At 44.2% G+C, this 25,980-nt stretch carries 28 protein-coding genes; 11 read left to right on the top strand and 17 right to left on the bottom strand.

Features of this window, described 5'->3' with window-relative positions; all coding sequences use genetic code 11:
- Positions 1–20 precede the first annotated feature (20 nt).
- Entirely contained in the window at positions 21–596 is a 576-nt protein-coding gene (locus AWH66_RS07785) for a DUF1415 domain-containing protein (protein WP_063605410.1), read from the bottom strand.
- A gap of 172 nt (positions 597–768) precedes the next feature.
- Positions 769–1,659, bottom strand: a complete 891-nt coding sequence (locus tag AWH66_RS07790) for a LysR family transcriptional regulator (RefSeq protein WP_063605409.1) — start codon at positions 1,657–1,659, stop codon at positions 769–771.
- A 117-nt stretch (positions 1,660–1,776) separates the two neighbouring features.
- Between AWH66_RS07790 and AWH66_RS07795 the strand changes: the two genes are divergently transcribed.
- Positions 1,777–2,214, top strand: a complete 438-nt coding sequence (locus AWH66_RS07795; RefSeq protein WP_063605408.1) for an ester cyclase — start codon at positions 1,777–1,779, stop codon at positions 2,212–2,214.
- Between the two features lie 82 nt (positions 2,215–2,296).
- Here AWH66_RS07795 and AWH66_RS07800 read toward each other — a convergent pair whose 3' ends face one another.
- The 4 genes from AWH66_RS07800 to AWH66_RS07810 form a co-directional block, all read right to left on the bottom strand.
- The gene (locus AWH66_RS07800; protein WP_063605407.1) at positions 2,297–2,488 is read right to left on the bottom strand and encodes a hypothetical protein; all 192 of its coding nucleotides are present in this window, start codon (positions 2,486–2,488) and stop codon (positions 2,297–2,299) included.
- Between the two features lie 332 nt (positions 2,489–2,820).
- A complete protein-coding gene (locus AWH66_RS25650; RefSeq protein WP_143081480.1) occupies positions 2,821–3,066 on the bottom strand; it encodes a hypothetical protein in 246 nt (81 codons plus the stop codon).
- A 140-nt stretch (positions 3,067–3,206) separates the two neighbouring features.
- Positions 3,207–3,626: a hypothetical protein gene (locus AWH66_RS07805; RefSeq protein WP_063605406.1), complete on the bottom strand. Its 420-nt coding sequence runs from the start codon at positions 3,624–3,626 to the stop codon at positions 3,207–3,209.
- 456 nt (positions 3,627–4,082) lie between these two features.
- Complete coding sequence (locus AWH66_RS07810; RefSeq protein ID WP_063605405.1) at positions 4,083–5,294, bottom strand: MFS transporter; 1,212 nt, start codon at positions 5,292–5,294, stop codon at positions 4,083–4,085.
- 104 nt (positions 5,295–5,398) lie between these two features.
- Between AWH66_RS07810 and AWH66_RS07815 the strand changes: the two genes are divergently transcribed.
- The gene (locus AWH66_RS07815) at positions 5,399–6,268 is read left to right on the top strand and encodes a LysR family transcriptional regulator (RefSeq protein ID WP_063605802.1); all 870 of its coding nucleotides are present in this window, start codon (positions 5,399–5,401) and stop codon (positions 6,266–6,268) included.
- Here AWH66_RS07815 and AWH66_RS07820 read toward each other — a convergent pair.
- The 3 genes from AWH66_RS07820 to AWH66_RS07830 all read right to left on the bottom strand — a co-directional run bounded on the left by AWH66_RS07820 (position 6,252) and on the right by AWH66_RS07830 (position 8,288).
- On the bottom strand, positions 6,252–6,974 hold the full coding sequence (locus tag AWH66_RS07820) for a hypothetical protein (protein WP_063605404.1): 723 nt from the start codon (positions 6,972–6,974) through the stop codon (positions 6,252–6,254). The genes AWH66_RS07815 and AWH66_RS07820 overlap by 17 nt on opposite strands.
- 48 nt (positions 6,975–7,022) lie before the next feature.
- Complete coding sequence (locus AWH66_RS07825) at positions 7,023–7,253, bottom strand: glutaredoxin family protein (RefSeq protein ID WP_063605403.1); 231 nt, start codon at positions 7,251–7,253, stop codon at positions 7,023–7,025.
- Between the two features lie 141 nt (positions 7,254–7,394).
- Complete coding sequence (locus AWH66_RS07830) at positions 7,395–8,288, bottom strand: DMT family transporter (protein WP_063605402.1); 894 nt, start codon at positions 8,286–8,288, stop codon at positions 7,395–7,397.
- A gap of 117 nt (positions 8,289–8,405) precedes the next feature.
- Between AWH66_RS07830 and AWH66_RS07835 the strand changes: the two genes are divergently transcribed.
- Positions 8,406–8,888 (top strand): MarR family winged helix-turn-helix transcriptional regulator, encoded by a 483-nt coding sequence (locus AWH66_RS07835; RefSeq protein ID WP_006070592.1) that lies wholly within the window; start codon positions 8,406–8,408, stop codon positions 8,886–8,888.
- Positions 8,889–8,922: 34 nt separating this feature from the next.
- Here the strand turns inward: AWH66_RS07835 and AWH66_RS07840 are convergent, their stop codons facing one another.
- Both AWH66_RS07840 and aceB read right to left on the bottom strand, forming a co-directional pair.
- Positions 8,923–9,360 carry a GlcG/HbpS family heme-binding protein gene (locus AWH66_RS07840; RefSeq protein ID WP_006070593.1) on the bottom strand — a complete coding sequence of 146 codons (438 nt, stop codon included), beginning with the start codon at positions 9,358–9,360 and terminating at the stop codon, positions 8,923–8,925.
- 102 nt (positions 9,361–9,462) lie between these two features.
- Positions 9,463–11,061, bottom strand: coding sequence for a malate synthase A (aceB, locus tag AWH66_RS07845; protein WP_420882861.1), 1,599 nt, complete (start codon positions 11,059–11,061; stop codon positions 9,463–9,465).
- A gap of 330 nt (positions 11,062–11,391) precedes the next feature.
- On the opposite strand from aceB, the gene gcl reads away from it, so the two are divergent.
- The 4 genes from gcl (at position 11,392) to AWH66_RS07865 (ending at position 15,744) form a co-directional block, all read left to right on the top strand.
- Positions 11,392–13,185 (top strand): glyoxylate carboligase, encoded by a 1,794-nt coding sequence (gcl, locus tag AWH66_RS07850; RefSeq protein ID WP_063605400.1) that lies wholly within the window; start codon positions 11,392–11,394, stop codon positions 13,183–13,185.
- A gap of 10 nt (positions 13,186–13,195) precedes the next feature.
- Positions 13,196–13,972, top strand: a complete 777-nt coding sequence (hyi, locus tag AWH66_RS07855) for a hydroxypyruvate isomerase (RefSeq protein ID WP_063605399.1) — start codon at positions 13,196–13,198, stop codon at positions 13,970–13,972.
- Between the two features lie 22 nt (positions 13,973–13,994).
- Positions 13,995–14,894 carry a 2-hydroxy-3-oxopropionate reductase gene (locus AWH66_RS07860; protein ID WP_206360043.1) on the top strand — a complete coding sequence of 300 codons (900 nt, stop codon included), beginning with the start codon at positions 13,995–13,997 and terminating at the stop codon, positions 14,892–14,894.
- Between the two features lie 235 nt (positions 14,895–15,129).
- A complete protein-coding gene (locus tag AWH66_RS07865; RefSeq protein ID WP_038228372.1) occupies positions 15,130–15,744 on the top strand; it encodes a TetR/AcrR family transcriptional regulator in 615 nt (204 codons plus the stop codon).
- 83 nt (positions 15,745–15,827) lie between these two features.
- Here the strand turns inward: AWH66_RS07865 and AWH66_RS07870 are convergent, their stop codons facing one another.
- From AWH66_RS07870 to uraH, 6 genes are all read right to left on the bottom strand, one after another.
- Positions 15,828–16,091 carry a hypothetical protein gene (locus tag AWH66_RS07870; RefSeq protein ID WP_063605397.1) on the bottom strand — a complete coding sequence of 88 codons (264 nt, stop codon included), beginning with the start codon at positions 16,089–16,091 and terminating at the stop codon, positions 15,828–15,830.
- 548 nt (positions 16,092–16,639) lie between these two features.
- On the bottom strand, positions 16,640–17,146 hold the full coding sequence (locus AWH66_RS07875) for a DUF3087 domain-containing protein (RefSeq protein WP_063605396.1): 507 nt from the start codon (positions 17,144–17,146) through the stop codon (positions 16,640–16,642).
- A 263-nt stretch (positions 17,147–17,409) separates the two neighbouring features.
- On the bottom strand, positions 17,410–18,771 hold the full coding sequence (locus AWH66_RS07880; RefSeq protein WP_063605395.1) for an 8-oxoguanine deaminase: 1,362 nt from the start codon (positions 18,769–18,771) through the stop codon (positions 17,410–17,412).
- Positions 18,772–18,912: 141 nt separating this feature from the next.
- Entirely contained in the window at positions 18,913–20,322 is a 1,410-nt protein-coding gene (locus AWH66_RS07885; RefSeq protein WP_063605394.1) for a nucleobase:cation symporter-2 family protein, read from the bottom strand.
- Positions 20,323–20,488: 166 nt separating this feature from the next.
- Positions 20,489–21,832 (bottom strand): NCS2 family permease, encoded by a 1,344-nt coding sequence (locus AWH66_RS07890; RefSeq protein ID WP_006070605.1) that lies wholly within the window; start codon positions 21,830–21,832, stop codon positions 20,489–20,491.
- 249 nt (positions 21,833–22,081) lie between these two features.
- The gene (uraH, locus tag AWH66_RS07895; protein WP_006070606.1) at positions 22,082–22,435 is read right to left on the bottom strand and encodes a hydroxyisourate hydrolase; all 354 of its coding nucleotides are present in this window, start codon (positions 22,433–22,435) and stop codon (positions 22,082–22,084) included.
- A 359-nt stretch (positions 22,436–22,794) separates the two neighbouring features.
- Here uraH and puuE point away from each other — a divergent pair, with 359 nt between their 5' ends.
- From puuE to AWH66_RS07915, 4 genes are all read left to right on the top strand, one after another.
- Positions 22,795–23,727: an allantoinase PuuE gene (gene puuE / locus AWH66_RS07900; RefSeq protein ID WP_063605393.1), complete on the top strand. Its 933-nt coding sequence runs from the start codon at positions 22,795–22,797 to the stop codon at positions 23,725–23,727.
- Positions 23,727–24,242 carry a 2-oxo-4-hydroxy-4-carboxy-5-ureidoimidazoline decarboxylase gene (gene uraD / locus AWH66_RS07905; protein WP_063605392.1) on the top strand — a complete coding sequence of 172 codons (516 nt, stop codon included), beginning with the start codon at positions 23,727–23,729 and terminating at the stop codon, positions 24,240–24,242. Before puuE ends, uraD begins: the two co-directional genes overlap by 1 nt.
- A gap of 158 nt (positions 24,243–24,400) precedes the next feature.
- On the top strand, positions 24,401–25,387 hold the full coding sequence (gene alc / locus AWH66_RS07910; protein WP_062460123.1) for an allantoicase: 987 nt from the start codon (positions 24,401–24,403) through the stop codon (positions 25,385–25,387).
- Positions 25,388–25,407: 20 nt separating this feature from the next.
- The gene (locus tag AWH66_RS07915) at positions 25,408–25,977 is read left to right on the top strand and encodes an ureidoglycolate lyase (protein WP_063605391.1); all 570 of its coding nucleotides are present in this window, start codon (positions 25,408–25,410) and stop codon (positions 25,975–25,977) included.
- Positions 25,978–25,980 lie beyond the last annotated feature (3 nt).

Below are 25,980 nucleotides of genomic sequence, written 5' to 3' on the forward strand. Positions count from 1 at the left end.
TGAGCAGAGCTTGAATTTGATCAGTGACCAAATAGATATGGGAACAATTGCTTTCTTTCCGATTCATTTAGAGCACTGACGCGGTCAATATTATTATCTGGGATCGCTTCCGGATTCGGGTAATGCTTTAGCACTCGCTCCATACTTTCTTCTCGAATAAGGTGGAAGATAGGGTAGGGAGAACGATTGGTCAGATTTTCAGGGTCTTCTGGTTCTGCGCCACCAAAACAGTAATCTGGATGGAATGTGGCGACTTGGTAGATGCCTTCCCAATCATTTTGTTTGATAAGTGCTTCGACCCAATCAATAAAGAAGTTATAGTCCATGAAGTCTTCAAGCATATTCGGAACTACAACCAATGTGGTCTCGAGATCACTTGCTTCGGTTTGTTCCAATAACATCAGTTCGCCCAGAATATCTTCTAATAGACCTTCTTCATTATCGGCCAGACTAACAAAGGTTTTGATTTGCTTGTTTCTTTCAGGTTTGGCTGCAAAAGGGCAAAGGTTTAAACCAATAACCACATCTTTTAGCCACTGTTGAACTCGTTGCTCGATCTTTACTACTTCTTCACGTAAGGGTCTAATTTCTTTCATATATCTTCGTAATCAACGCATTGTTGCTATTCAGTTGCTTAAGCTGAGGCACCAAAAAACCATCAGCTGAAGGGAGATGATGCTCAAATCCATTGGATCAAAGCGTCGGTTAGCCACATGCTAATGCAGTTGAGGCTGATTTGAAACTATTTTGGATCACTGTCAATCATAGTCAAAGCATCAAGAAAGCTCTAAGTTCTTCAATGAATGTTTTGACTTTTCGAGGCGTATTAACTCGTTCTCGATAGAGTGCAAACACTGCCCGCTTTTGTAATTGGTAGTGGCTGAGTACTTCGATGAGTTTGCCATCACTGATTTCTTCTCTAGCCAACTCTCTTGGGAGCATAGCGACACCAAAGTGGTTGAGTAGTGCCGCCTTAATGGCTTGAACACTATTGACCGAGATGGAAGGCGAAACCTCAATATCGTATTCTTCTATGCCCTTGCGAAAACGCCATAGAGAATAGTTTTTCAGATTTGGGTCTTCAACTACCCGATGAGATAACAAGTCTATCGGATGCAGAAGCGGCTCATGATTTTGCAAATATTGTGGTGACGCACAGACAATGCATTGGTTTTCAGTGAGTTTTGTAGCAATAAGGTCTAGGTCTTGTCTGACCAAGTTACCCGAGCGGATGGCGACGTCATAGCCTTGCGAAGAGATGTCGTTTACTCCGTCATCAAGCTGCAGGCTAACTTGAACCTCTGGATACCTAGCACAAAATTCGCAGATGAATGGCATTAACATGATCTCGGTAAGACCATTCGGTGCGAGAACGTTCAACGTACCTGACATTGCATCACTATCGTGCCTAATGCTGTCGTTCAGCGTATCCAACTTAGTCACTAAAATGTTTGACTCAAGGTAGTAGTGTTTACCTGCATCGGTTAAAGACAGTGTTTTAGTTGAACGATTCATTAATCGCGTGCCTAGATGATTTTCTAGATCACGAATGTTCCTGCTAACCAATGACTTGGATACACCTAATTGTTTTGAAGCACCGGTGAAGCTGCCCTCTTCAACAGTACTGATATACGAACGTATGAGTGTCAGTAGATTCATGGTTATTCTCATTGTTTACTAATTGTTGACATCCTATCCACCTTTTACAGTCTATTCAAATCTACTATTACTAATAAAATGACAATAAAAACAAAGGTAAAATAAAGGAGAATAGAGATGGCAAGTAAACAAATTCAAACGATTAAAGACTATTTTGAATTTTGTGTTGATGGAAAAGCAACAGAGCGTGTAGGCGAGTATTTTGCGCTGGATGCCCTGATCTATAGACCAGACTGTGGAACAATATTACGGGGGCTTGAGGAGTTTGAAGCTAAGCTCAAATCTTGCGTTACTGAACGGTATGAAAGTGTGAAAACAACATTTCAACGAGTTGTCGAGGCAGAAGATCAAGTGGTCGTGGCGTTAACACATAAAGCCGAAAATTCGAATACTTGGATGGGTTTTGATGTGTCGGGGAAAGACGTGACATGGACTAGCCTTACCTATTTCCGTTTCAATGATGAAGGTAAAATAATCGAAGAGATTGTTGAACGAAACGAACTTAGTATGGCTAAGCAATTGGGCTTACATCTAGATGTCACCAAAAGAGCGTAAATAACACTTACAGCATCGAATTCGAAATGTATCTTTGAATCAACAAAGTATAAAGCCATCTTTTATAAGATGGCTTTTATCGTTAATCGGATTTTCTTTCTACCTCCGCAGGACAAGACTTCGACAGTGGGACTTCAACGACGTAGTCACGACCGTTGTCATCGTAATGGCAAATGCGATGATCACCATTTTTAAACTCATAGTCGTACTTGACTGTATAAGCGAAGGCTAGCGGAGCAGCTAGTGATAGAGCTAGAAATAGCAGTTTTTTCATAGGTACTTCCTCCTTGTTTGTCTTTGTTTGATTGACACTTGTAATCGCTTAAAAACAAAAAATATCCTTAAATGAGTAATTCCATGAGACTGAGAAACGCAGGGGCTACCAGTAGAAGAAAGCAGACCCACATCATCGCAATGGCCAGACGCTCAATACCGTCAGTAGTGCAGACCTTTAGTAGGGTCTTTGTGACCGGGTGGCCTAAAAACTTCACTATGCGTGCCATATCAACAAGCATTGAGCAAGTAATACGTTGTCGTCGCGACAGCGCAGGCAGAAAATAAAAGTAGGATGAGAGCGAGCGTTTCCTTATCCATCTTGTTGTGCCGCTACTGGCTAAAAAGTAGCGCTTTTGAGAAAAAACGAGTAAAGCCGCACTGATCACAACAGAGATGAACATATTCAATGTTGCCCATAGTCACCGTATAGATGGTATCTGGTAGAGCAGAAATATTTGAATAGCGACTGTTGATTCTTGGTGTTCGCCAATATTCAGAGCCACATTGAGAGCATACAGACTCGACCTTTTTTTCCTTCAAACGGTCATATAGTTCATTTATTGTTAGTGTGTTCATAGCTAATACCTAGATGTTCTTGTTACAGAAAAATAAGATGGTTGTTCTTGCATTAGCCAACTGTTAACTAAACATAACGAGAAAAAAGAGAATACTTGAATATTGTTATTGGTCATGTTTGGTTTCTTTATTCTTAATTTTCATAGATCTTTTGCACACCTAACATCTTTCAAGGTTCTTATAGTCGGTTCCATTACGGGAACTTGCCTTTTACGAAAGACCTTGCGATGTTTAATTATTTCAGTGATAGGTTGGTGTTGAGAGATATTCCCGGTATAGATGACTTTAATGTCATGACACAAGAACCAACCACCAACAAAGTCACCGCTTAACCTTGTCAACAGCTTATGCGACGAGGCTTTCTTACTCCGCCCCACATGCCCTCCAAATGACATCAAATCACCGTTAGATACGACACACCAATACACTTTGCTCACTTTTCGGTTTATGAATAGCGTCCCGTCGGGGAATAGAGGTGAGGCATTCTCGCCCAATAAGCTCTCTATATCAGGATTGGTAAGAATTTGGAAAGGTTTGCGTTGTGCTGTAGCGCGTCCCATTGTTTACCTCTCATAAAATCTTCGTTTTATGTTAATTTTGATTATATAGGCTGACATGGTTTGTTGATTAATTAACTATTTTTACTGTTATTGTGATTATATTATTAAACGATTTTTAACTTATTTAGCTAATGGTTTTAATAGCCCTTGTTGTACATAACCTTCAATTGATCGATCTTGTGATTTCATATTTTAAAAAGAACCCTCTAACAATTTTTCATGGAAGTTTGTTAGAGGGCTAATACACGGATTCGTGTAGAATGTTAGCATTAATATTAACGGTGTAGTTCGTTAATAACTCTGTGAGTTGTTGGATAGCCACAAAGTAAATAAACCTTAAACAATTAGTTAAGGTTTGTAACGAGAAAAGTTATTAACGTTATTTGTTACTTACATTAATATTGATTACCGTTGGTTAGTATGTGCCCAACGGTAAAGGAAAGTTTAGGAGAGGATTTAACGAGAGTCTGCGACAAGTGCCGTAGTTTGCTCTGCTCGATCTAGCTTGGCAAGTTTCCAACATAATGCAAACAGAGCAAGGTATAAGACTAATCCACCTTCAACCACAGAAGTCCATTTACCGTGTTGCCAACAGTACAGTAAGAAGAAACCACCAATACTTCCACCTACGTAATAATGCACAAGATAAAGTGCGGTAGCCGTTGCTTTGGCAGTAGTCGCTTTCTGACTAACCCATGCGTACGCCAATGTGTGAGTAAAAAACGCACCGCCACTGATGAGAAGTAGCCCGACCAACATGGCAGGGATGCTCTCTATTATAGCGACTAGCATACCGAGTAAGCTGAGTGTAGTGCCTAGTGCCATTCCAAGAGTTGGCGAGAAATGAGCGCGCCATTTGCCAGTCCATTTGGAAGAAACCGTCCCTGCTAAGTAGCAAAGGAAGATCAAAGCAGATAACGTGACCGGTAGATTGTGCGGATCCGCCACCAATCTAAATCCCATAACAGAGTATAGATTGACAAAGAGTGCAAAGTTAATACCGCCGATAATCATTGCAACCCAAACTATCGGTGTTGAAACGTGAGTTAACAGGGCTCGGTTATGATGAAAGAAAAGGCCACGCGTAGGTTTGAAATGTTGCTGCTTCGGCAATAGCAAGGCGACGATGATGACGCAAACTAATGTAAAGCTGGAGATAATCAGCACCGCCGTATGCCAATCAAAGTAGCCTGTGAGTATACCGCCGGCCACACGCCCGGCAATACCACCTAGTGAGTTGGCCGCGATATAGCCGCCGATCGCTCGAGTAAAGGCTTCACTGGATAACTCCTCAACCATATAAGCGACGGCTACTGAGGCAAATGCTGCTAAGGATACTCCCATACAAGCTCGCAGAAACACGAGTGTCGATAAGTTATCGGTTAACAACATCAAATAACCGATAACAGGAATCGCAAATAAACCTGCGAGCATAACGAACCGTCGGCCTAAGCTCTCCGAAGTAATAGCCCAAGGAACTAAACATACCGACAGCCCTAGCGTAGAAGCAGCGAACACCCAGTTTATCTCAGTTTCTGAGACTGAAAAGTGTATAGCAAGCTGCGGTAGGATTGGTTGGAAGATATATAGATTACAAAACACCAAAAAGGAGCCGAGGGCTAATGCCCAAGTTATCTGTTGGTATTGTTTCGTATGCAGCTCTATCACAACCTGATTCTCTATAACTAAACGATGCTTATGTGACCAAGTTAGCACTCAAATATGGATTAATGAAATATATTAAAGCTATAGTTTCGATATATTTTATTAATATGGATATTAAACAACTTAAGCACTTTCTTGCCGTCGCAGAACACCAAAACTTTACCCGAGCAGCCCAAGCGGTCGCCATTGCTCAGCCTGCACTGAGTATTTCTATCAAGAAGTTTGAACAACAGTTAGGTGTGCAGCTTTTTTCTCGTGTCGATAAACAAGTGATGCTGACACAGGAAGGCCGAGTGCTATTGCCTCATGCTCAGAAAGTTCTGCGCCAAATTGATGATGCCAGCCTAGCCATTGATGAGATGAAAGGGTTATTAAAGGGCGAAGTCCGTTTGGGGACACCAAGTATGATGGGGTCATATTTTTTTCCAGAAATAGTCATGGCATTTAAGAGTGCTTATCCTAATCTCAAAATGACGGTTATCGAGGCAGGAACACAAGACATCAGAAAGATGTTACTTCATGGGGATATAGACCTCGGTGTTATTCGCAATACGGACGTGCCCGATGATTTAGAAGTCGACCAAATCTTTCGCTCTGAAATGGTAGCGGTAGTCAGTCAAAACCACCCATTTGCAAATAAGCAATCATTAGATTTTGACGATTTTTTCGATGAAGAATTGGTGATGTTTAAACCCGGATATTTCCACCGCGACTTTATTGATGAGGAGTGTGAACGCCGTAATATTGAAGCGAAGTTTTCGTTTGAAACTAATCTTCTCCCAATGATTCTATCTATAGTGAAGCGTGAGTTTGCCATTACGGCATTACTGGAATTGGTTACAGGACATGAACCGCAACTTAAGGGCATATCGTTTTCGCCGCCAGTGTTCGTCGACCTTGCTCTAGCGTGGCGTAAAGATGGGTATTTATCGCGTGCTGATAGGACTTTTATAGATTTTGTTAAGAAGCATCTCTGATGCAAGTGCTAGACGCAGGCAGCCGAGTGAGTACTTGCCCGATAGACGTTGCGGAATAAACGGAATGGCTTATGTCTTGTTGTCTATTGGTTACCATACCAATCAAAGCCATATTCGCACCTATTTGGACATAAAGAGGTGTGCCAGAAAACACCTGAGTCATATCACTGCATTGACTTATGGTCATGTTGCTCAGAGTAGACGAGTCAACAAAACAGGTTTCGATAGAAAGTGCTGCACGAGCTTGATCATAAACCAATAATTGAATGGGTTCGTTTTTCCATTGAATGGAAGAGGTGTCGACAAGCGAGGCGATATCCTGGTGGCAGCCTAATTGAGAATCCACTTCCAGAATGGCCCAGTCATCTTGCGCTGTTATCTTTTCGACGTTCTGGTGGTCGGTCTTTATAGAAGTCGCGTGTGCAAAGTCATAACGTTCATCTTGGCCAAATAAAGCGGTTAGCCGAATATCTCTGAGTGGGTAGAAGCTACGAGAGGTATAATCGTAGATACAATGAGCCGGCGTGATTAACGTCTGGTTGGCAATTTGAGTGGCGAAACAAGTGTGTATCGGCGAAGGCTGACTGCCAATATGAACTAAATACAGCCGTTGATTAATGATCCTCGCTTCATCCAAGACTTCCAAACTGTCTGCATGACTGCAAGCGTTAGCCAAACCAATTAAAACAGCCCACCACTTATTCATATTATACTGCCTCCCGACATTGATAGAGGCAGTATAGGAAATGATGGATTAATTGCTTTTGTACATACGTTCGAAATTCTTCGGATTCCAACCAACCATATATTGGTCACCAATCTTCAATACAGGAAGAGAACGAGCTCCGATCGCATCTAACTCTTTGCGGCCACGCTGCATCTTTGCATTGGTCAGGCGGTATTTATAACCCTTGTTGTCCAAATAACGCTGAGCATCTTTACAGTGAGGGCATTTGTCTGAGACATACAGTACTAATCGTTTCACAAGGATTCTCTTTCGGCAAAAATAGGCGCATATAGTACGTTTCTGACTCGGTTTGTAAAGTGCTAGCTTAAGAAACAGCAATGCTCGGTAGGTACTACCGAGCATTGCGTTGATTGTGATTTAAAAACTACGGCCGTGGAACTATCGGTTAGCGAGTCGTCTCACACGATGCTGCTTTACGGCCATGATCATCTGTGGGATCAATGAGGTAATGATCATACCTATCATCAGTATGTATTGAGTATGCGTGAACGACTCACCCAGTAGCATTAGGCCACAAACAATACCGGCGATTGGGTTAGCGATACCACCGAAAGTGAAATCTACTACTGTCATTCGTTGTAGAAGCCAAACGTACATGCCGTAACTGAGTGCAGTATTGAGACCAACGACCCAACTTAAACCAAACAGGTTTCGACCATCAAAGTTCTCGATGACCGAGACATACGTTTCCGGTGCAATTGCTGAGTGAAAGCCTGAAGCAATCGCCAAGATTGCGCCGCCTAAGATTAGCTGCCAAGTTAATATTGTCCACCAGTGAATTCTAGTGCCCAATGACTTAGTGATGCTACTACCTGCGACAATACACATAATCGCCGCAAGCATTGCGCCTAAACCTACTGGGTTAAGGCTGATCGAACCTGGCGAGAACAAGAAAAATGCCAGTGATACCAGTGCCAAGCCACTTAATGCTTGTGACCAGCTAGGACGGTGTTTTTTTACCAGCCACTGATATAACATTGCAAAGACAGGCACCGAAACCATACCTACACCAGAAATGGCAGAGGGCAAGGTTTGCGCCATCACAAATATCAAACCAAAGAAGGTGGCGATATTGATAAGACCAAGCGTTAGTAATACTTGCCATTCACCCTTTTTTGGTAAAGTTGGCTTAACCAGCAGTAGTAATAAACCCGCTGGTAGTGCTCGCAGTGCCCCTAACAAAATAGGTGGCCAATCTGGTAGCGTGAATTTGGTTACGGCATAAGTTGTCCCCCAGAAAAAGGCGGGGATCATTGCCAAAAGTATGTTCATTTAATTTATCTTTACGTTAAGATATTTGCGCACACTCTAACGACAAATTGGCTGCCTGTAAAGTATCTTTATGTTAAACTAATTTTTCTTGATGATTAACCAGTGGATGAATAAGACATGGATGCGATTGATCGCGTAGTAGAGCAGTGGGCAAAACAGAAGCCTGAGCTCGACACAGAACCTATGGCCATGATGGGGCGGCTAATGCGCATTGCCAAATATATGGAAACCAAAGTGGCGGATTTACATAAAAAATACGACTTAAAACTTGGTGAATTTGATGTATTGGCAACCTTGCGACGTAGCGGTAAGCCTTATCGTTTAACGCCGTCAGAGCTAATTAACACGATGATGCTTACGTCAGGAGCGATGACCAATAGATTGGATAAGTTGGAGTCCAAAGGATTAATTTCGAGAGAGCACAGCAAAGCGGACCGTCGAAGCGTTACGGTGCAATTGACTCAAGATGGCTTAGTGCTGATTGATAAAATGATCGAAGAACACGTCGAAGTGCAAGATGGATTGGTGAAATCTCTTTCGGCTTCTCAGAAAAAACAGGCAAATCAGTTGTTTAAAACTTGGTTAAGCCAATATGAATAAGCATTAAGGCCCTAATTCGTTAGGGCCTTATACGTTAAGCGGCTACCTCATCGCTGTATAAGTTGGCACAGTTAATCCCTTGAATAGCGCAACGCTCATCAATATCAGAGAGGTCGCCACTCACGCCAATAGCCCCAATCACGTTTTTCTCTTCGTCTCGAATAAGTAGTCCGCCCGGAACGGGAACCATGTTACCGTGGGCAAGTACGTTAACCGCGGAGATAAATGCAGGACGAGAATCAGCGTCTTGTGCTAGTTTTCGGGAGGAACAACCTAACGCCAATGCGCCCCATGCTTTGGCAATTGCAATATCAGGTCGCATCATGCTGGACCCATCTTGTCGCTGCAAAGAAATCAGTTTTCCTCCATTATCAAGAACAGCAACAGTCAAAGGCGCACAGTCGTCAGACAGTCCAGCTTCAAATGTGCCATCAATAATGGTCAGTGCTTGTTGTAGAGTTAAACTTCCCATGTTATCTCCTCGTCTCATAGCTTGCGCTATTCGTACCTGCTGTCTTAAATATTTATTCGAATCAAGTCAGCAGGATTTATGCGTACTTTGCCAACAGTTTGGTTAAAGTAACGAATAGCTTGGAAGGGTCAGGAAGTTAGCGAACTGTTTTGCTGTAGAAAGCTCATAAAAAAGGTCAGCTGTTTCATCAAAGCGTCCTGCGGCATAACGTGCATCGCCAACTTCCTGTTTAATCGTTTTTAGCTCTTGGTAGAGCCAAGTGTGAAAGAGTGATGATGTAAAGACTTGGCCATCATCCAGAGTGACACCGTGGTGGATCCACTGCCAGATGTTGGCACGAGAGATCTCTGCCGTCGCGGCATCCTCCATCAGTCCATAAATTGGTACGCAACCGTGCCCCTGTATCCATGCTTCAATGTAGTAGAGAGCGATACGAATATTTTTGCGTACACCCGCTTCATCGCGAGTACCTTCGCAAGGTTTCAATAGCGTCTCGGCAGCAATGTCTTCCGACGGACTGACATAATCAAGTTGGTTGGTTTTCCCCTGAAGTTGCTCGTCAAACACCGACATCGCAAGGTCAACCAGTGCAGGGTGCGCTACCCACGTACCGTCGTGACCGTTATTTGACTCGCGTTTTTTATCTTCAATGACTTTCGCCGTTACACGTTCCATTTCCGCAGGATCTTTGGCCGGAATGAAGGCAGACATCCCGCCCATCGCAAGTGCACCACGTGCATGACAGGTTTTAACCAGTAGTTGGCTGTAGGCGTTTAGGAACTCTTGGTCCATACCGATGCCGTGTCGGTCTGGCAAAATTCGGTCTTTGTGGTTCTTTAGCGTCTTAATGTAGCTGAATATATAGTCCCATCGGCCACAATTCATGGCTACAATGTGGTCCTTCATTGCATACAATATCTCTTCCATTTGGAATACAGCAGGCAGCGTTTCGATAAGTACTGTCGCTCGAATTGTTCCTGTTGGTACCCCGAAGTAGCGTTCAGTAAAGGCAAAGACGTCATCCCACCATTTCGCTTCTTCCATGCTTTCCAACTTTGGAATGTAGTAATAAACACCTAAGCCTTTATCTGCTCGAGACTGATAGTTGTGGAAGAAATACAACGCAAAATCCATCAAGCACCCGCCAATCGGCTGGCCCTGATATTGAATAGATTTTTCTGGTAAATGAAGTCCGCGAGGTCGGGCAATTAATAGTGCTGGGTCGCTATTTAATGAGTATTGCTTGTCTTTGGTATCGTCGTAATAACTGATGGTTCCAAGGTTGGCGTCACGTAAGTTGATTTGTCCTTCTACCATGTTTTGCCAGGTCGGGGAGGAAGCATCCTCAAAGCAACACATAAACACTTTTGCACCGGAATTCAGTGCATTAATGACCATCTTTCTATCAACAGGACCGGTAATTTCAACACGACGATCTAATAGCGGAGCTGGTGGCGGGCTAACCTTCCAACTCTTGTCATCTCTGATTGATTTAGTGTCCTTACGAAAATCTGGTAGCTCGCCCGCATCAAAGGCGGCTTGTTTGGTTTCACGGTCTTGTAGCAGTTGAGTGCGTTGACTACCAAAGTGCGCTACTAACGTCTCTAGGAAGGTTAGGGCGTCGGAATTTAGGATCGCTTGATAAGCTGTGGACTGGGTATCTCCAATTACCTTAAGACAATCTGCTTGTGCTGCGTCCATAACTTCATTAAGTGCCATTGTTCGTCTCCTTTAAACAATACTTTCTTATTTTGTATACAAAACTGTATCCGTGTATTTACTTATATTGGAAAACAAACAAATGATCAAAGGGTATTTAACATTAATTTATCATCGAATTTCCCTGAAAATATTTTTACGTAAAGATATTTTATATAAAGCATTATCTGTTAGGAACTACGGCGTAAGTGGTCACTTAGTGCTTTAACTCTATGTTGCAAAAATGTTGATTTTGGGGTTGCGATTCTCTGGATATGGTTCATAGTACACAATATGGATTTGAATTGTATACAATCTGAGAGGGATATTAGAATGGCGAAAATGAAGGCAATTGAAGCAGCTGTAGCCGTACTAAAGAAAGAGGGAGTAGACATTGCGTTTGGTGTTCCGGGCGCAGCAATCAACCCCATGTATGCGGCGATGAAGCACCTAGGTGGTATTGACCATGTGTTAGCCCGCCACGTTGAAGGCGCATCACACATGGCAGAAGGCTACACACGAACTAACCAAGGTAATATTGGTGTTTGTATTGGTACATCGGGACCCGCTGGAACGGATATGATCACGGGACTCTATTCTGCATCGGCGGACTCGATTCCGATTCTATGTATTACTGGGCAAGCCCCTCGAGCAAGACTGCATAAAGAAGATTTTCAGGCGGTAGATATAGAATCTATTGCCAAACCAGTAACGAAGTGGGCGACCACAGTACTAGAGCCCGCTCAAGTGCCACGCGCATTTCAAAAAGCATTTCATTTAATGCGTTCAGGTAGGCCTGGCCCGGTTCTTATCGATTTGCCACTAGACGTACAGCTAGCTGAAATCGAATTTGATATCGATACCTACGAGCCACTTGCGGCATACAAACCAACCGCAACTCGCGAGCAGGCAGAAAAAGCATTCGATATGCTGTGTGCTGCCGAAAAACCGGTCATTGTTTCAGGTGGCGGTGTTATCAACGCAGGCGCATCAGAATTGCTACAACAGTTTGCGGAACTGACTGGCGTGCCGGTGATTCCAACGTTGATGGGTTGGGGTACTATTCCTGATGATCACGAGTTGATGGCAGGTATGGTGGGTCTTCAGACGGCACACCGCTATGGTAACGAAACGCTTTTGAACTCTGATTTTGTATTCGGTATTGGTAACCGCTTTGCTAACCGTCACACAGGTTCATTGGATGTGTATACCGAAGGCCGCAAGTTTGTCCACGTAGACATTGAGCCGACTCAAATTGGACGCGTATTCTGCCCGGATCTTGGTATTGTGTCGGATGCCAAGTCTGCATTGGAACTGTTAGTCGATGTTGCTCGCGAACGTTCATCAAAAGGCACTCTACCTAATCGTGCGTCTTGGGTTGGTGAATGCCAGCAGCGCAAATCCAGTATGTTGCGTAAAACCCACTTCACGGAAACGCCAATTAAACCAATGCGTGTTTATGAAGAGATGAACAAAGCATTCGGTCGTGAGACTTGTTACGTCAGCACGATTGGTCTATCGCAAATCGCAGCGGCTCAGTTCCTTCATGTATACAAGCCACGCCACTGGATTAACTGTGGGCAAGCGGGTCCTCTAGGGTGGACTGCTCCCGCTGCGCTGGGTGTGAAAGCTGCGGATCCAAACCGTGATGTTGTCGCAATATCAGGTGACTATGACTTCCAATTTATGATTGAAGAGTTAGCTGTGGGTGCGCAGTTTAATCTTCCATATATCCACGTAGTCGTTAACAACTCGTATCTTGGCCTAATTCGTCAGGCACAACGTCAGTTTGACATCGATTATTGCGTGCAGCTTGCGTTCGACAATCAGAACTCTCCAGAACTTGAAGGGTATGGTGTTGACCACGTGAAAGTGGTGGAAGGGTTAGGTTGTAAAGCGATACGTGTAACGCAGCCAGAAGACATCCAAGGTGCGTTCGTTCAGGCAAGAGAGCTGATGGCGAAACACAAGGTCCCTGTTGTGGTTGAAATTATTCTAGAACGTGTCACTAACATCTCAATGGGTGTCGAAATCAACGCTATTAATGAATTTGAACCACTAGCTGAAAATGCAACGGATGCGCCAACTGCATTGTCGTCGCTAGATTCGTCAAACTCACCGTCTTAAGGAGAAGATTATGCCAAAATTCGCAGCCAACCTATCGATGCTGTTTAATGAGGTCGACTTTCTGAGTCGATTTGAAAAAGCGGCTAACGCAGGGTTTCACGGAGTAGAGTATCTGTTTCCTTACGATTTCTCAGCAGAAACCATTAAGTCGGTGTTGGATGACAATAATCTAGAGCAGGTTTTGTTTAACCTTCCGGCAGGTGACTGGAATGCGGGAGACCGCGGCATTGCGGTCGACCCAAGCCGCATCGAAGAATTCCAGCAAGGGGTGAGCAAAGCGATAAGCTACGCCCAGACTCTGGGCTGTAAGCAAATCAACTGCTTGGCAGGCATTGTTCCGGCAAGTTTGACTGAGCAAGACGCGCGAACAACGTTCGTAATCAACCTTCGTTATGCTGCTCAGCAATTGGAAGCGGCAGGCATCAAGTTGGTGATTGAAGCGATTAACACGCGTGATATTCCAGGCTTCTTCTTGAATTCCACAGAACAAGCGAAATCCATCATTGAAGAAGTTGGTAGTGCGAATTTATCTGTGCAATACGACATCTATCACATGCAAATTATGGAAGGCGACTTAATTCCGACTATCACTAACAACTTATCGCAAATTTCTCACATTCAATTGGCTGACAATCCGGGGCGTCATGAGCCAGGTACCGGGGAAATCAATTATGACTTTGTATTGAGAGAACTTGACGCAATGGGCTACCAAGGTTGGGTGGGCTGTGAATACAAACCGAAAACGACCACTGAAGAAGGTCTTTCTTGGTTAAACGCTTTTCAATAATTCGATACGTTAAGGAGAACACATCATGAAAATTGCATTCATCGGTACCGGAATTATGGGCCAGCCAATGGCTAAAAACCTGCAAACTGCGGGTTACGAATTGGTGTTGTCTGATCACTTCAATGCTCCACCGGCTGAGCTGGTAACTCGTGGAGCGACAGTATGTCACTCGCCGAAAGAAGCGACTGAGCTCGCTGATGTTATCATTCTAATGGTGCCTAATACGCCACAAGTTGAAGACGTTCTGTTCGGAGCGAGCGGAGTAGAAGAGGGGTTAGCGGCTAGCTCGTCTCAAAAGTTAGTGATTGATATGAGTTCAATTTCACCAATCGCGACGAAGTCATTTGCTAAACGCATCAAAGAAAGTGGTGCACAGTATCTAGATGCTCCGGTGTCTGGTGGTGAAGTGGGTGCTGTTAATGCAACACTGAGCATTATGGTAGGCGGCGACCAAGAAGCATTTGATCAAGCTCGCCCACTGTTTGAGAAGCTGGGCAAAAACATCACGCTTGTTGGTGATAGTGGCGCAGGCCAAACATGTAAAGTCGCTAACCAAATCATTGTTGCGCTTAATATTGAGGCAGTGTCGGAAGCCCTCGTTTTTGCATCGAAAGCCGGTGCGGATCCAGCGCGTGTAAGGCAAGCACTATTGGGAGGCTTTGCGAGTTCCAAGATTTTAGAAGTGCATGGCGAGCGTATGGTAGAAGGCACATTTGACCCTGGCTTTAAGATTGCACTTCACCAAAAAGATCTAAACCTTGCGCTGACTGGTGCTCAAGAACTTGAGGTCGCGTTACCCAACACTGAAAACGCGCAAGCACTGTTTGGTGAGTGTGCCGACTTAGGTGGTGAAAACTGGGACCACTCAGCACTGATTAAAGCAATAGAGGCTCGCTCTAATCATTCAATCCGTAACGATTAATGATTACTTAGGGCCATGATTTCCGCATAAATCGCGTAGTTTTGTCTCCTTTTATACGCGTTCCCGAAATCGTGCAGGCAGTTATTGGAGTTAAAGGGCTTCTAACTTCAACATTAACAGGCGCTGTTTGTATCGGTTTTGGGATTTTTTACCTCTCAGTATTCCCCATAAGTTTTGGACTTATTCTTTGTTTTCATTAAGATTAACTAAGTAGCACATGAGAGCAGGGAACAGTATGTCGCGAATCAGACGCAAGAACCAAGACCTTATTATCGAGGTTGCCAGTGAACAGTTTGCTATGCATGGTTACGCTGCCACCAAGATGGCCGATATAGCGAAGGCGGCTGACATTCCCAAGCCTAACGTCTTTTACTACTTTAGCTCCAAAGATAAACTCTACTATGCCGTGCTCGAAACCGTCACTCAGCCATTGCTTGCTGCGTCATTGCCTATCGAGCAGTTAGATGATCCCGTTGAGGCGCTAACTCAATACATTCGTACCAAACTGACGATTTCCCGTGATTACCCCCATGCTTCTCGTGTATTCGCTAGTGAGGTAATGTCTGGGGCAAAGGTGTTGCCAGAATCCATTCGAGATAAGCTGTTTGAACAGTCGCAGATGATCATTTCCAAGTTTGCCACATGGTCGAAACAAGGCTTTATGGATGAAGTACCACCACATCATCTTATGTTTGCGATTTGGTCCGCGACTCAGACCTACGCTGACTTTAATTGGCAGATTTGCAGTGTATTGGATAAACCCGAATTAGACGACGCAGATTATGAACAAGCGGCGACGTTTCTCACCAAGTTAGTTATACAAGGCTGTGGTGTTAAGAGTCGGGTATAGGTCCACCTTTGCAAGGTAGAGGTGACACACAGCTGCTCCATCAATGTTGAGCGGAATAGAAGCAGCTGTGTCTGATAGATACGTTAAAGGTCTTTATTTCGAGAGGTTTGCTGGCGAATATAGTCACCAAATTCGTATTTACGTTCCTGACTACCAATTTGATACAACTCTGTTTCTGTTCGCTGTTGTGCATAGTTAGAGGCTTTCATTGAGCCATTGAGAATTTTCAACATCTGAGCAGAGACACGCTTCATAAATCGATCAACACGCCTTCCATACACCCTTAGTATGCCTAGAAAGCTGCAAAAGCTCATTGCGAGCGCGACCGACCAATGGATTTCAATCATGAGATTTCCTTGAGTATTATAACGACTTTGACTACAACAAAGGTTATTAACCAGTGCACAAATATTTATATAGTTATTATGGGTTGTGAATATAGTTATATAAGTTCGTTATATCAATGTGCCAGAAATCTATTGATACAAACAGTCACACAGCTAGAAACTAATTAACGGAACTTTTAATATTGAAACTAATATACTCCATAGTTTCTTTGTGGTTACTGGGTTGGATTTATTTTCAGTGTGACTTTAGCGTGGGTAAGTCACGAATGAATGTTACTTGAAGGTTGATTTAAAGTGAAATTAAATATATCGCATATAAATCAGTGCTTTATGTAATATATTGGTCATTATGTGTTAATTGGTTAAATTATATTTCAAAATGACCGATGAGTTGATTAATTATCGCTAATTTACTAGGTGTAATAAAAGTCTGATAATATGTTTGCGATTGAAACAAAACATTTCTTTTGAGAGTGTCGCCTGTCAAATATGTAATTTAACAGGCGAGGTTTAATTGGTGGTGATATTTATATGTGGCTAAGTGAATATTAAAATTGCTTCAATATTGCTGAGTCGTAGTCGCTGACATTAATTGTCACACCGTACTTTTGTATCCACTCGTCAAGGTTTTCCTGTGCAGTGTTTAAGCTACTTATGGTGATAGTGTTGTCATCAAGCTGCCAAAGTTGGCGCGACCCTTCGTAGCTGAACTGCAGGGCTAACATCGCATCAGCGTTGCCTTGTTCGGCGGCGGCTAGCAGCTTGCGATTTTTGCGATAGATGAGATTCAGTGCTTGTTTCAGTTCCCAAACATAAACGACCTCTTTCATCTTGGGCTGGGCTTTGAGCTTTACAAGAACAATAACAAGCCCAATAGCGCTAATCATGACGCCTAGAAGGTTCCAGTGAAAGTGAGAACCGGAAGAAGAAGGAAAGAGGTAAATCAGGGTTTGTGAAATCGCTAAACTTGAAATTGCTAAGGTCGCGATGCAAGCGATTATGACGATATTTAAACGAGATCGGTATAACTGCTTATCGATAGTTTGTAATTTCATCTTCAATCCATTTTTGTGCATTGTTTAGGTTATGTGATTGCTAGAATCCAAGAGCGATTATACAGATTTGCACAAGCCCATAAATCGCCTAGCCTAAGCCGGTATAGCTTATCTAGTAATAGAGCGTTGTCTATGGATTTCGAAATTTAGCCGACTGACAGATAAATCTCAACAATCAATGATTTATATGTGAACTTAGCGCTAAGAAAAGGGCCTAACGCATAGCGAGAGGCCCTGTGATGCTACTATGAAATTTAATCAAATTACATACTTAATGCCGCTTGTCTTAAGCGAAGTGCGGCGGCTTTATGTCGCTCAATGAGCTGTGGCATATCCACGCCCATAACGGCACCATCGTGAACTCGCCATTGACCAGCCACCATCACACGGTCTGCCTGTTGAGCTCCGCACAATAGTAGAGCTGCGAGTGGATCGTGGCTGCCAGAGAAACGAATGTCATCGAGCTTAAACATGGCAATGTCTGCTTGCTTGCCGACGGAGAGTTCGCCTATATCTGTGCGACCCATGGCGCGCGCTGATCCTGACGTTGCCCAGCGAAGCGCGTCAAAGTGCGTCACGTTGTTTGAGCCGTAGCGAAGGCGTTGCAAATACATCGCCATACGAACCTCAGCTATTAGGTTTGAACCGTCGTTGGAGGCTGAACCGTCTACCCCCAAGCCTACTTTCACGCCAGCTTTCTCAAGCTCGTTATTTTTACAGATACCAGAAGCTAACATCATATTAGAAGTAGGGCAGTGACTTATTCCTACCTCTGCTTTACCAAGTCTGCGAATCTCTTCACTGTTAAAATGGATACCGTGAGCTAACCAAGTGCGCTCATTAAGCCAACCTACGTCTTCTAGGTAATCTACCGGACGCATACCAAACTTCTCTAGACAGAAATCTTCTTCATCCAACGTTTCACAGAGATGCGTATGCGTCATCACCGATTCATTTTTGGCGATTCGTGCCGTTTCTTTCATTAAATCAGTGGTCACAGAAAATGGCGAACAAGGCGCGAGCGCAATTTGTGTCATCGCGCCATCTTCACGTTGATGATAGCTATTGATCAAGCGTAAGCTGTCGTCGACGATGGTTTGTTCCGTTTGTATTGTGTGACGCGGTGGTAATCCGCCATCATCTTCCCCTAAACTCATCGAACCGCGAGTAAATATGGCCCTTATTCCAAGCTTTTGCGCGGCTTCAACTTGTAAATCTATCGCATGTTCAAGGCCAGTAGGGATTAAATAGTGATGATCCGAGGCTGTTGTACAGCCAGAGAGCAATAGCTCGACAAGTGCCAATTCTGTAGCGACACTCATCATCTCTTCGTCAAGATTTGCCCATACTGGATACAAGCTTTTTAGCCAATGAAACAGCTCTTTGTTGAGCGCATCGGGGTAAGCTCTAGTTAGCGTTTGATAAAAGTGATGGTGGGCATTCACAAGCCCTGGAGTGACGACATGTTGTGATGCGTCAATAACCGCCGTAATGGTTGTGGTGGGTTCTTGGTTGCTTGCTACTAGCTCGATAATTCGACTGCCTTGTATGACGATACCGCCGCCAGCGTCTTCTGTAGTGCCAGTGTAAATAGCAAGTGGATTCTTAATCCATACGGTTTCCATTCATAGTAATCCTTAGCCATCTCAGCCTTTTCAGGGAAGAGGGTCTTTTATAAGTTTTTAGTTGATGTAAGGTGCTCTATGTCATTGATTAAGCCATGTCCTAGAGCACGACAGTTATAGCCACTGTGTTGTTAGCTGATTTTAATTATTACCTTTTGTAGACAGCTCTGTCTGTGATATTTCTTGGTTTTCTTCTTGTTGCTGAAGTTCATGAATCTCTTGCTTAACCATAGCACGGCTTTCTTCGTGTGCTTCTTGCTCTTCGCGCTTGCTTGATTTTGGCAAGAACTGATGCAAAAGTACGGTGACGATCGTACCGGTTGTAATTCCTGAGTGAAGGAAGTTTGAAAGTTCATGAGGGAAATGTTGAAGTAAGCGTGGCTCAAACGTGACTGCCAATCCTGATGCTAAACCAACGCAGATGACAAGAGCATTACGTTTAGTGTCAGCCGCTTTAATAAGCATGCGAATGCCCGCGTAAGCTATCATGCCAAACATGACAAAACCCACACCGCCTAACACTGGCTTTGGAATCGTTACCGCAATCGCCGCCAATTTCGGGAACAAACCGCCCAAGATGAGCAGTCCACCCGTTGCTGCAACAACGTAACGGCTTGCAACACCTGTAATGCCAACAATGCCTACGTTTTGACTGAATGATGCCAACGGCATAGCCGTTAAGCATGAAGCAAGTGTGCTGCCCAGACCATCACCAAGCAATCCACGCTTAAGGTCTTTACCATCAATTTTGGTGTGACAGTTGTTTGCCAGTGCCATAAAGTCACCAGTCGCTTCGGCGATGACAACTATATAAACCAAACTCATACTTACAATGGCGCTGGCTGAGAACGTAAGACCATATTTAAACGGCTCTGGACCACCTACCCACTCAGCGGTGCTTATTTGGTTGAGATCGACCATTCCCATGGACAGCGCTACGATGTAACCACCGGCAAGGCCGATAACAATAGCAGACGCTGCAACCGCACCTTTACAATAAACCGATACCGCAATCACAATGCCAAGTGACACAGCGGCAAGAAACAGCTTAGGTAAGGTGGCAAATTCACTGCTGACTGCGGGGGCGTCTCCGACCCAGTTCATGGCAACAGGGAGTATAGTAAGTCCGATTAAGGTGACGACGACACCACTTACAACGGTTGGGAAGAGCTTGCGCACTTTGTCCATATAGAAGCTAGCTAATATAACGACAAACGAACCCACCAAGGCAGCTCCCATAATGCCGGATACGCCAGAATCTTTACCTATGGAGATGGCAACACCAAGAAAGGCAAAGCTTGAGCCCATAACAACCGGTAGCTTAATTCCGATAGGGCCGAAACCGACACATTGTGCGATGGTGACGATACCAGATGCTAGTAAGGCGGCGTTAATGAGGGAAACAATTTCGTCGTTGGGTAGGCCAATGGACGCGCCAACAATTAATGGTACAGCGACGATACCACCGATAGAGGCCAGCATATGTTGGACGGCCAGTAAAAAGGTCATGCCGTGAGGCGGTTTTTGGTTCAGGGTGTACAGAAGTTTCATACTTATTCCTTTAGAGAGCGATGAATCGACTCTTCCTTGGTGGTGACATGGTGACTTCTACAAACTGCGTAGTGATAGTTATCCTGCTCGTCCGTTGTGCTGACCTAAACGGCAGGTTTAAAAAGAAGCAGTAACCGTTAAGGCACGATTACCGCTTGATTTGGGGTTATCCAATGAACACTAGTTTGGCAACGAAAATGGCGCTTAGTAGGTACATTGAAATAGAGACATCTTTGGTTTTACCCGTTGCTACTTTAAGAACGGTGTAAGTGATAAAACCAAGGGCGATACCATTAGCAATAGAGAAAGTAAGTGGCATCATTAGCGCTGTAATGGCTGCTGGAGCACCATTGGTAAAGTCTTTCCAATCAACATGCTGCATACTGCTCATCATGACGAACGCGACATAAATAAGAGCGCCAGCTGTAGCATAAGAAGGAATCATACCGGCTAATGGAGAAAGGAAAATTGCTGCTAGGAAAAGAGCGGCAACGACAATCGCGGATAGACCGGTTCTAGCACCTGCAGCTACACCCGCGGCACTTTCTACATAACTGGTCACTGGTGGACAACCCACGCATGCACCGGCAACACTAGAAATACTATCGGCTTTAAGTGCCTTGCTTAGTCCTTCAATTTTGCCTGTTTCTTTGTTGATTAGGTGAGCTCGCTCAGCGACACCCATCAGCGTACCTGCTGTGTCAAACATGTTCACAAAAAGGAAAGCAAGAATCACACTGACCATAGACACGTTAAGCGCACCTGAAATGTCCATCGCCATAAAGGTTGGAGCAATACTTGGTGGTGCAGAGAAGAAGCCATTGTATTGAACAAGACCCAACATCATGCCAACAATAGTGACGCTAAGAATACCAATTAATACCGCACCGAACACGCGACGCTCACTGAGCACTGCGATGATCAAGAAGGCAATAGCAGCTAACAGAGCATCTGGTTTAGTGAAGTCACCTAGAGAGACCAATGTTGCTGGGTTTTCAACAACAATACCTGCGGTTTTCAAGCCGATAAGACCCAAGAAGAGACCGACACCTGCTGTCATCGAGTAACGTAAACTCTCAGGAATACTCTCAATGATCCACTGTCGTATCTTATAGAAGCTCATACCGACAAAGAGAATACCGGAGATAAATACCGCTCCGAGTGCCACTTCCCAGCTATATCCCATTTCACTGACGACAGTGAAAGAGAAGAAAGCGTTAAGCCCCATACCGGGCGCGAGTCCAACGGGCCAGTTCGCAAACAGCCCCATGAGTAAACAGCCAATGGCTGCACCAATACAGGTGGCGACGAAGACCGCTCCCTGATCCATTCCAGAGGCCGCCATAATGCTTGGGTTGACGAAAATAATGTACGCCATAGTAGCAAAGGTCGTTACACCTCCGACGAGCTCATTTTTAACGCTCGAACCGTGTTGCTTTATCTTGAAAAAGCGTTCTAGTACGCCATTCCCAGCCGATTCGTTGAGCACTTCTGCTTTGCTTTCATTCATTTGAGTAAGTCCTTTACACAATACCCTTAATGTAGAAACTGGGTATAAAGTTTGTTGCTTTTCCTTAAATTGAAAACAGCAGTACCCATGACACCTTGCTGCAGAGTCACTCCAGCGCTAGTGCCTTTCTCTAAAGAGAGCAGGTTCATTCCAATTTACTTATTGCTCTTTCGCAAAAGAGCGAGCTCTTAGAAGTGCAAGGCTGCCTGTTGTTGTCTTGCACTTGCTAGGAGAAGGTTGCTACAGCGATCAACTGCCTCTGTAGGTTGAAAAACTGTATGGGGAGGCGAGCAGAGGTACATGATAATGCGCATCCTCGTCATTCAATCCAAAGCGAATCACGATATCGTCAAGGAATGGAACTTGATCTAGCTCGACTCCTTTACGCTCAAAGTAAGGAGCGACGTGGAAAATGAGTTGGTATTTTCCAGCGACAAAGTCATCGCCTTCAAGAATAGGAGAGTCAGTTCGGCCATCGAAGTTTGTCATTACGCTTTTAATAAACTGACTTTCTTCACCTTCAATACGGAAAAGATCCACTTGGATCTCTGACCCAGGTACACCATTTGCGGTGTCTAGTACATGCGTTGTTAGTCGTCCCATAATTGCTTCGTGCTTACACACGCTCCTTTAATGTCATCTTGTAATTCTGTATACAAAAATCAGCTCTGTTTAATTCTATTGATATTAATATGTACACAATTTACACCATTAGTAAAGGTTTATGTTATGAAAATGTTGCATCAAAACAGTGCTAAATGTGGTTGGAACGTGCACTAAAATAGTGATGGTTAAAAATTATTCAATTATAACTTATTGAAAATTAGCGTTATGTTTCCAAAATGTAATTTGATAAACAAAATCTTTACATTGAGATAAATTATTGTATACAATTAAGTAAACCAAAGAGTGAAAGCGCACTCCAAAGAGAGTGCAGAAAAGAACCAAGAAGGAGTCTGTGGATGAATAAGGATTATTCGCGCAATCTCATCGGCTACGGAGCGAATCCCCCTCACCCTAAGTGGCCAAATAACGCACGAATCGCGGTTTCCTTTGTATTGAATTATGAAGAAGGTGGTGAGCGTTGCTTACTGCACGGTGATGATGAATCGGAATCGTTCCTGTCGGAAATTCCGGGTGCTATGCCAATAAAAGGTGAGCGCCACATCAGTATGGAGTCTATTTACGAATACGGAAGCCGCGCCGGTGTATGGCGTGTGCTTAGGTTATTCAAGCAATACGATATTCCATTAACTATTTTCGCGGTCGCGATGGCGGTGGAGCGCTATCCAGAAGTCGCCATGGCAATGAAAGAAGCGGGCCATGAGATATGCAGTCACGGCTATCGTTGGATCGACTATCAATATACTGATGAATCGCAAGAGCGTGATCATATGGTCAAGGCGATAGAAATTATTAAGCAGGTGACGGGTGAACGTCCGCTTGGTTGGTATACCGGAAGAACCGGTCCTAATACACGACGCATTGTGGCAGAAGAAGGTGGGTTTCTTTACGACTCTGATGCCTATGACGATGATCTTCCTTATTGGCACACTGAAGCAGGTAGACCTCAGCTAGTTATCCCGTACACGCTTGATGTAAATGACATGAGATTTGCTACCGCTCAAGGGTTCAACTCCGGCGAGCAGTTCTTCCAGTACCTAAAAGATACCTTCGATACCCTGTATGAAGAAGGTGAAACTGCACCCAAAATGATGTCTGTCGGCTTACATTGCCGATTAATTGGACGTCCGGGACGTATCGCCTCGCTAAAACGCTTTTTAGATTACGTAAGTCAACATGAAGATGTGTGGCTATGTCGCCGCATCGATATTGCCAAACACTGGCATGAACACCACCCATATCAACCCGATGAACAGCAAGGAGCTCAATAATGACACAATTCAAATCATGCACACCGACAACTATGGTACGTGATGAGTTTGTCTCAAGCTTTGCTGATATTTATGAGCACAGTCCTTGGGTGGCTGAGTCCGTTTTTGATGCTGGACTGGATGCAGATGACAACCATATAGAAAGCTTACATTTAAAAATGTCGATGACGCTACTTAATGCGTCTTCGCAAAAACAACTCGATTTGATCAACGCCCACCCAGATTTAGCGGGTAGAGCTGCGGTCAATGGAGAACTTACCGCGGCATCTACAGCTGAGCAGGCTGGTGCTGGTATTGACCAGTGTTCCGAAGAGGAATTTGCCAAGTTTACTACTTACAACAACAGCTACAAAAATCGCTTCAACTTTCCCTTTATCATGGCGGTTAAAGGGGCCAATCGTTACCAAATTCTTGAATCGTTCGAGATGCGATTAGGCAATGATAGTGAAACTGAGTTTGCTACTGCGCTTAACGAAATCAACAAGATAGCGTTATTTCGCTTGAGAGATATGTAAGTCAAAGGAAAGGCGACTATCTCTTTTATTAACCTAAGCTCGAAAGCCTAAGCTGGAAAATCTAAGCAATGAGCGCATCGGCAGAGGCCGATAATGGCGACGAGCAAGCAGGTACTCATTTTATTATTAATTGGATTAATTGAACTGGATGACAGGAAATGTCTTTGAATATTGAACAATACATCAACCTTGCAGATGACAAACTAGGCGCAGAAGCGCTATACGCTACCGATGACTTCTTTGCTGACAAGAGTCGTTTACTTCGTCGTGAAGCACCTGAGTGGAAAGACGACCTTTATGACGACAATGGCAAATGGATGGATGGTTGGGAAAGCCGCCGTAAACGTGGCGAAGGTTATGACTTCTGTGTGGTTAAGCTCGGTTTAGCAGGAACGATTGCAGGCCTTGATATCGATACCTCATTTTTCACAGGTAACTTCCCTCCGTCAGCGTCTGTTGACGCGATTTATAGCCCAGATGCTGATCCAACTCATGCGGAAGGCTGGGAAGAAATTCTACCGTCACAAAGTCTAGAAGGTGACAAGCACCATCTAAACGAAATTGACAGCGACAAAGTATATACCCATGTTCGTCTTAACATCTATCCAGATGGTGGTGTAGCGCGTCTTCGTGTCTACGGTAGCCCAAGTGTAGATTGGAATGCTATCGACGAGTTGCAACAAGTCGACTTGGCGGCCGTAGAAAATGGTGGTCGTGCGTTGGCTTGTAGTGATGAGCACTATGGTAATAAGTCAAATATCCTTGGCCCTGGTCGTGGTGAAAACATGGGTGATGGTTGGGAGACCGCTCGACGCAGAACGCCGGGTAATGACTGGGTGATTGTGGCACTTGGACATGCGGGTAATGTTGGCCGTGTTGTTGTTGATACAGCGCACTTCAAAGGTAACTACCCAGATAGTTGCTCAATTCAAGCCGCTTACGTGAAAGGTGGAACAGATGATCAAGTTGCCACTCAGAGTCTGTTTTGGAAGGAGCTACTTCCTTCTCAAAAACTGAACGCACACGATATTCATGAGTTTGTTGCTGAGGTTAACGAGATTGGTCCAGTTACCCATGTAAGACTAAACATCTTCCCTGATGGTGGTATTAGTCGCTTACGCCTATTCGGCACAAAAGCAGACTAAACTTAATAGAGGGAATTTTTATGAGTAATGGTATTCGTCATCTAACTATTGAGCCACTCACTAAAGCCGCATTTGAGCAGTTTGGTGATGTGATTGAAGTTGAAAATAGTGACTATTTTATGATCAATAATGGATCAACTCGTCGCTACCATAAGCTAGCAGAAGCCGATGTTGAAGAGCTGGGGGGGCGTGCGATCATGAGTATCTTCCAAGCGACCCCGCTTCAGTATCCGCTCGTTATTTCAATGTTAGAGCGACACCCACTGGGTTCACAGGCGTTTATACCATTGCTTGGTCAACCGTATCTTATCGTTGTCGCACCAAAAGGCGACAATCCTTCTTTGACTGATTGCCGAGCTTTCTATAGCAACGGTCGTCAAGGGGTCAACTATCACAAAGGCGTTTGGCACCATCCTGTTCTGGCTCTGACCGACCAAGATAAATTTCTGATCGTCGATAGAGCTGGAGAAGGACACAACTGTGATGAAGTGTTCTTTGAAGAAAACCTTGTACAGTTGGACTTGAAGGATTTACCGCAAGGCATCGATAAGACGAAACAAGATAAGGACAAGCAGCAAGCGACTGTCTAAGCT

The sequence above is a fragment of the Vibrio barjaei genome (assembly GCF_001639065.2).
GTDB classification, from domain to species: domain Bacteria; phylum Pseudomonadota; class Gammaproteobacteria; order Enterobacterales; family Vibrionaceae; genus Vibrio; species Vibrio barjaei.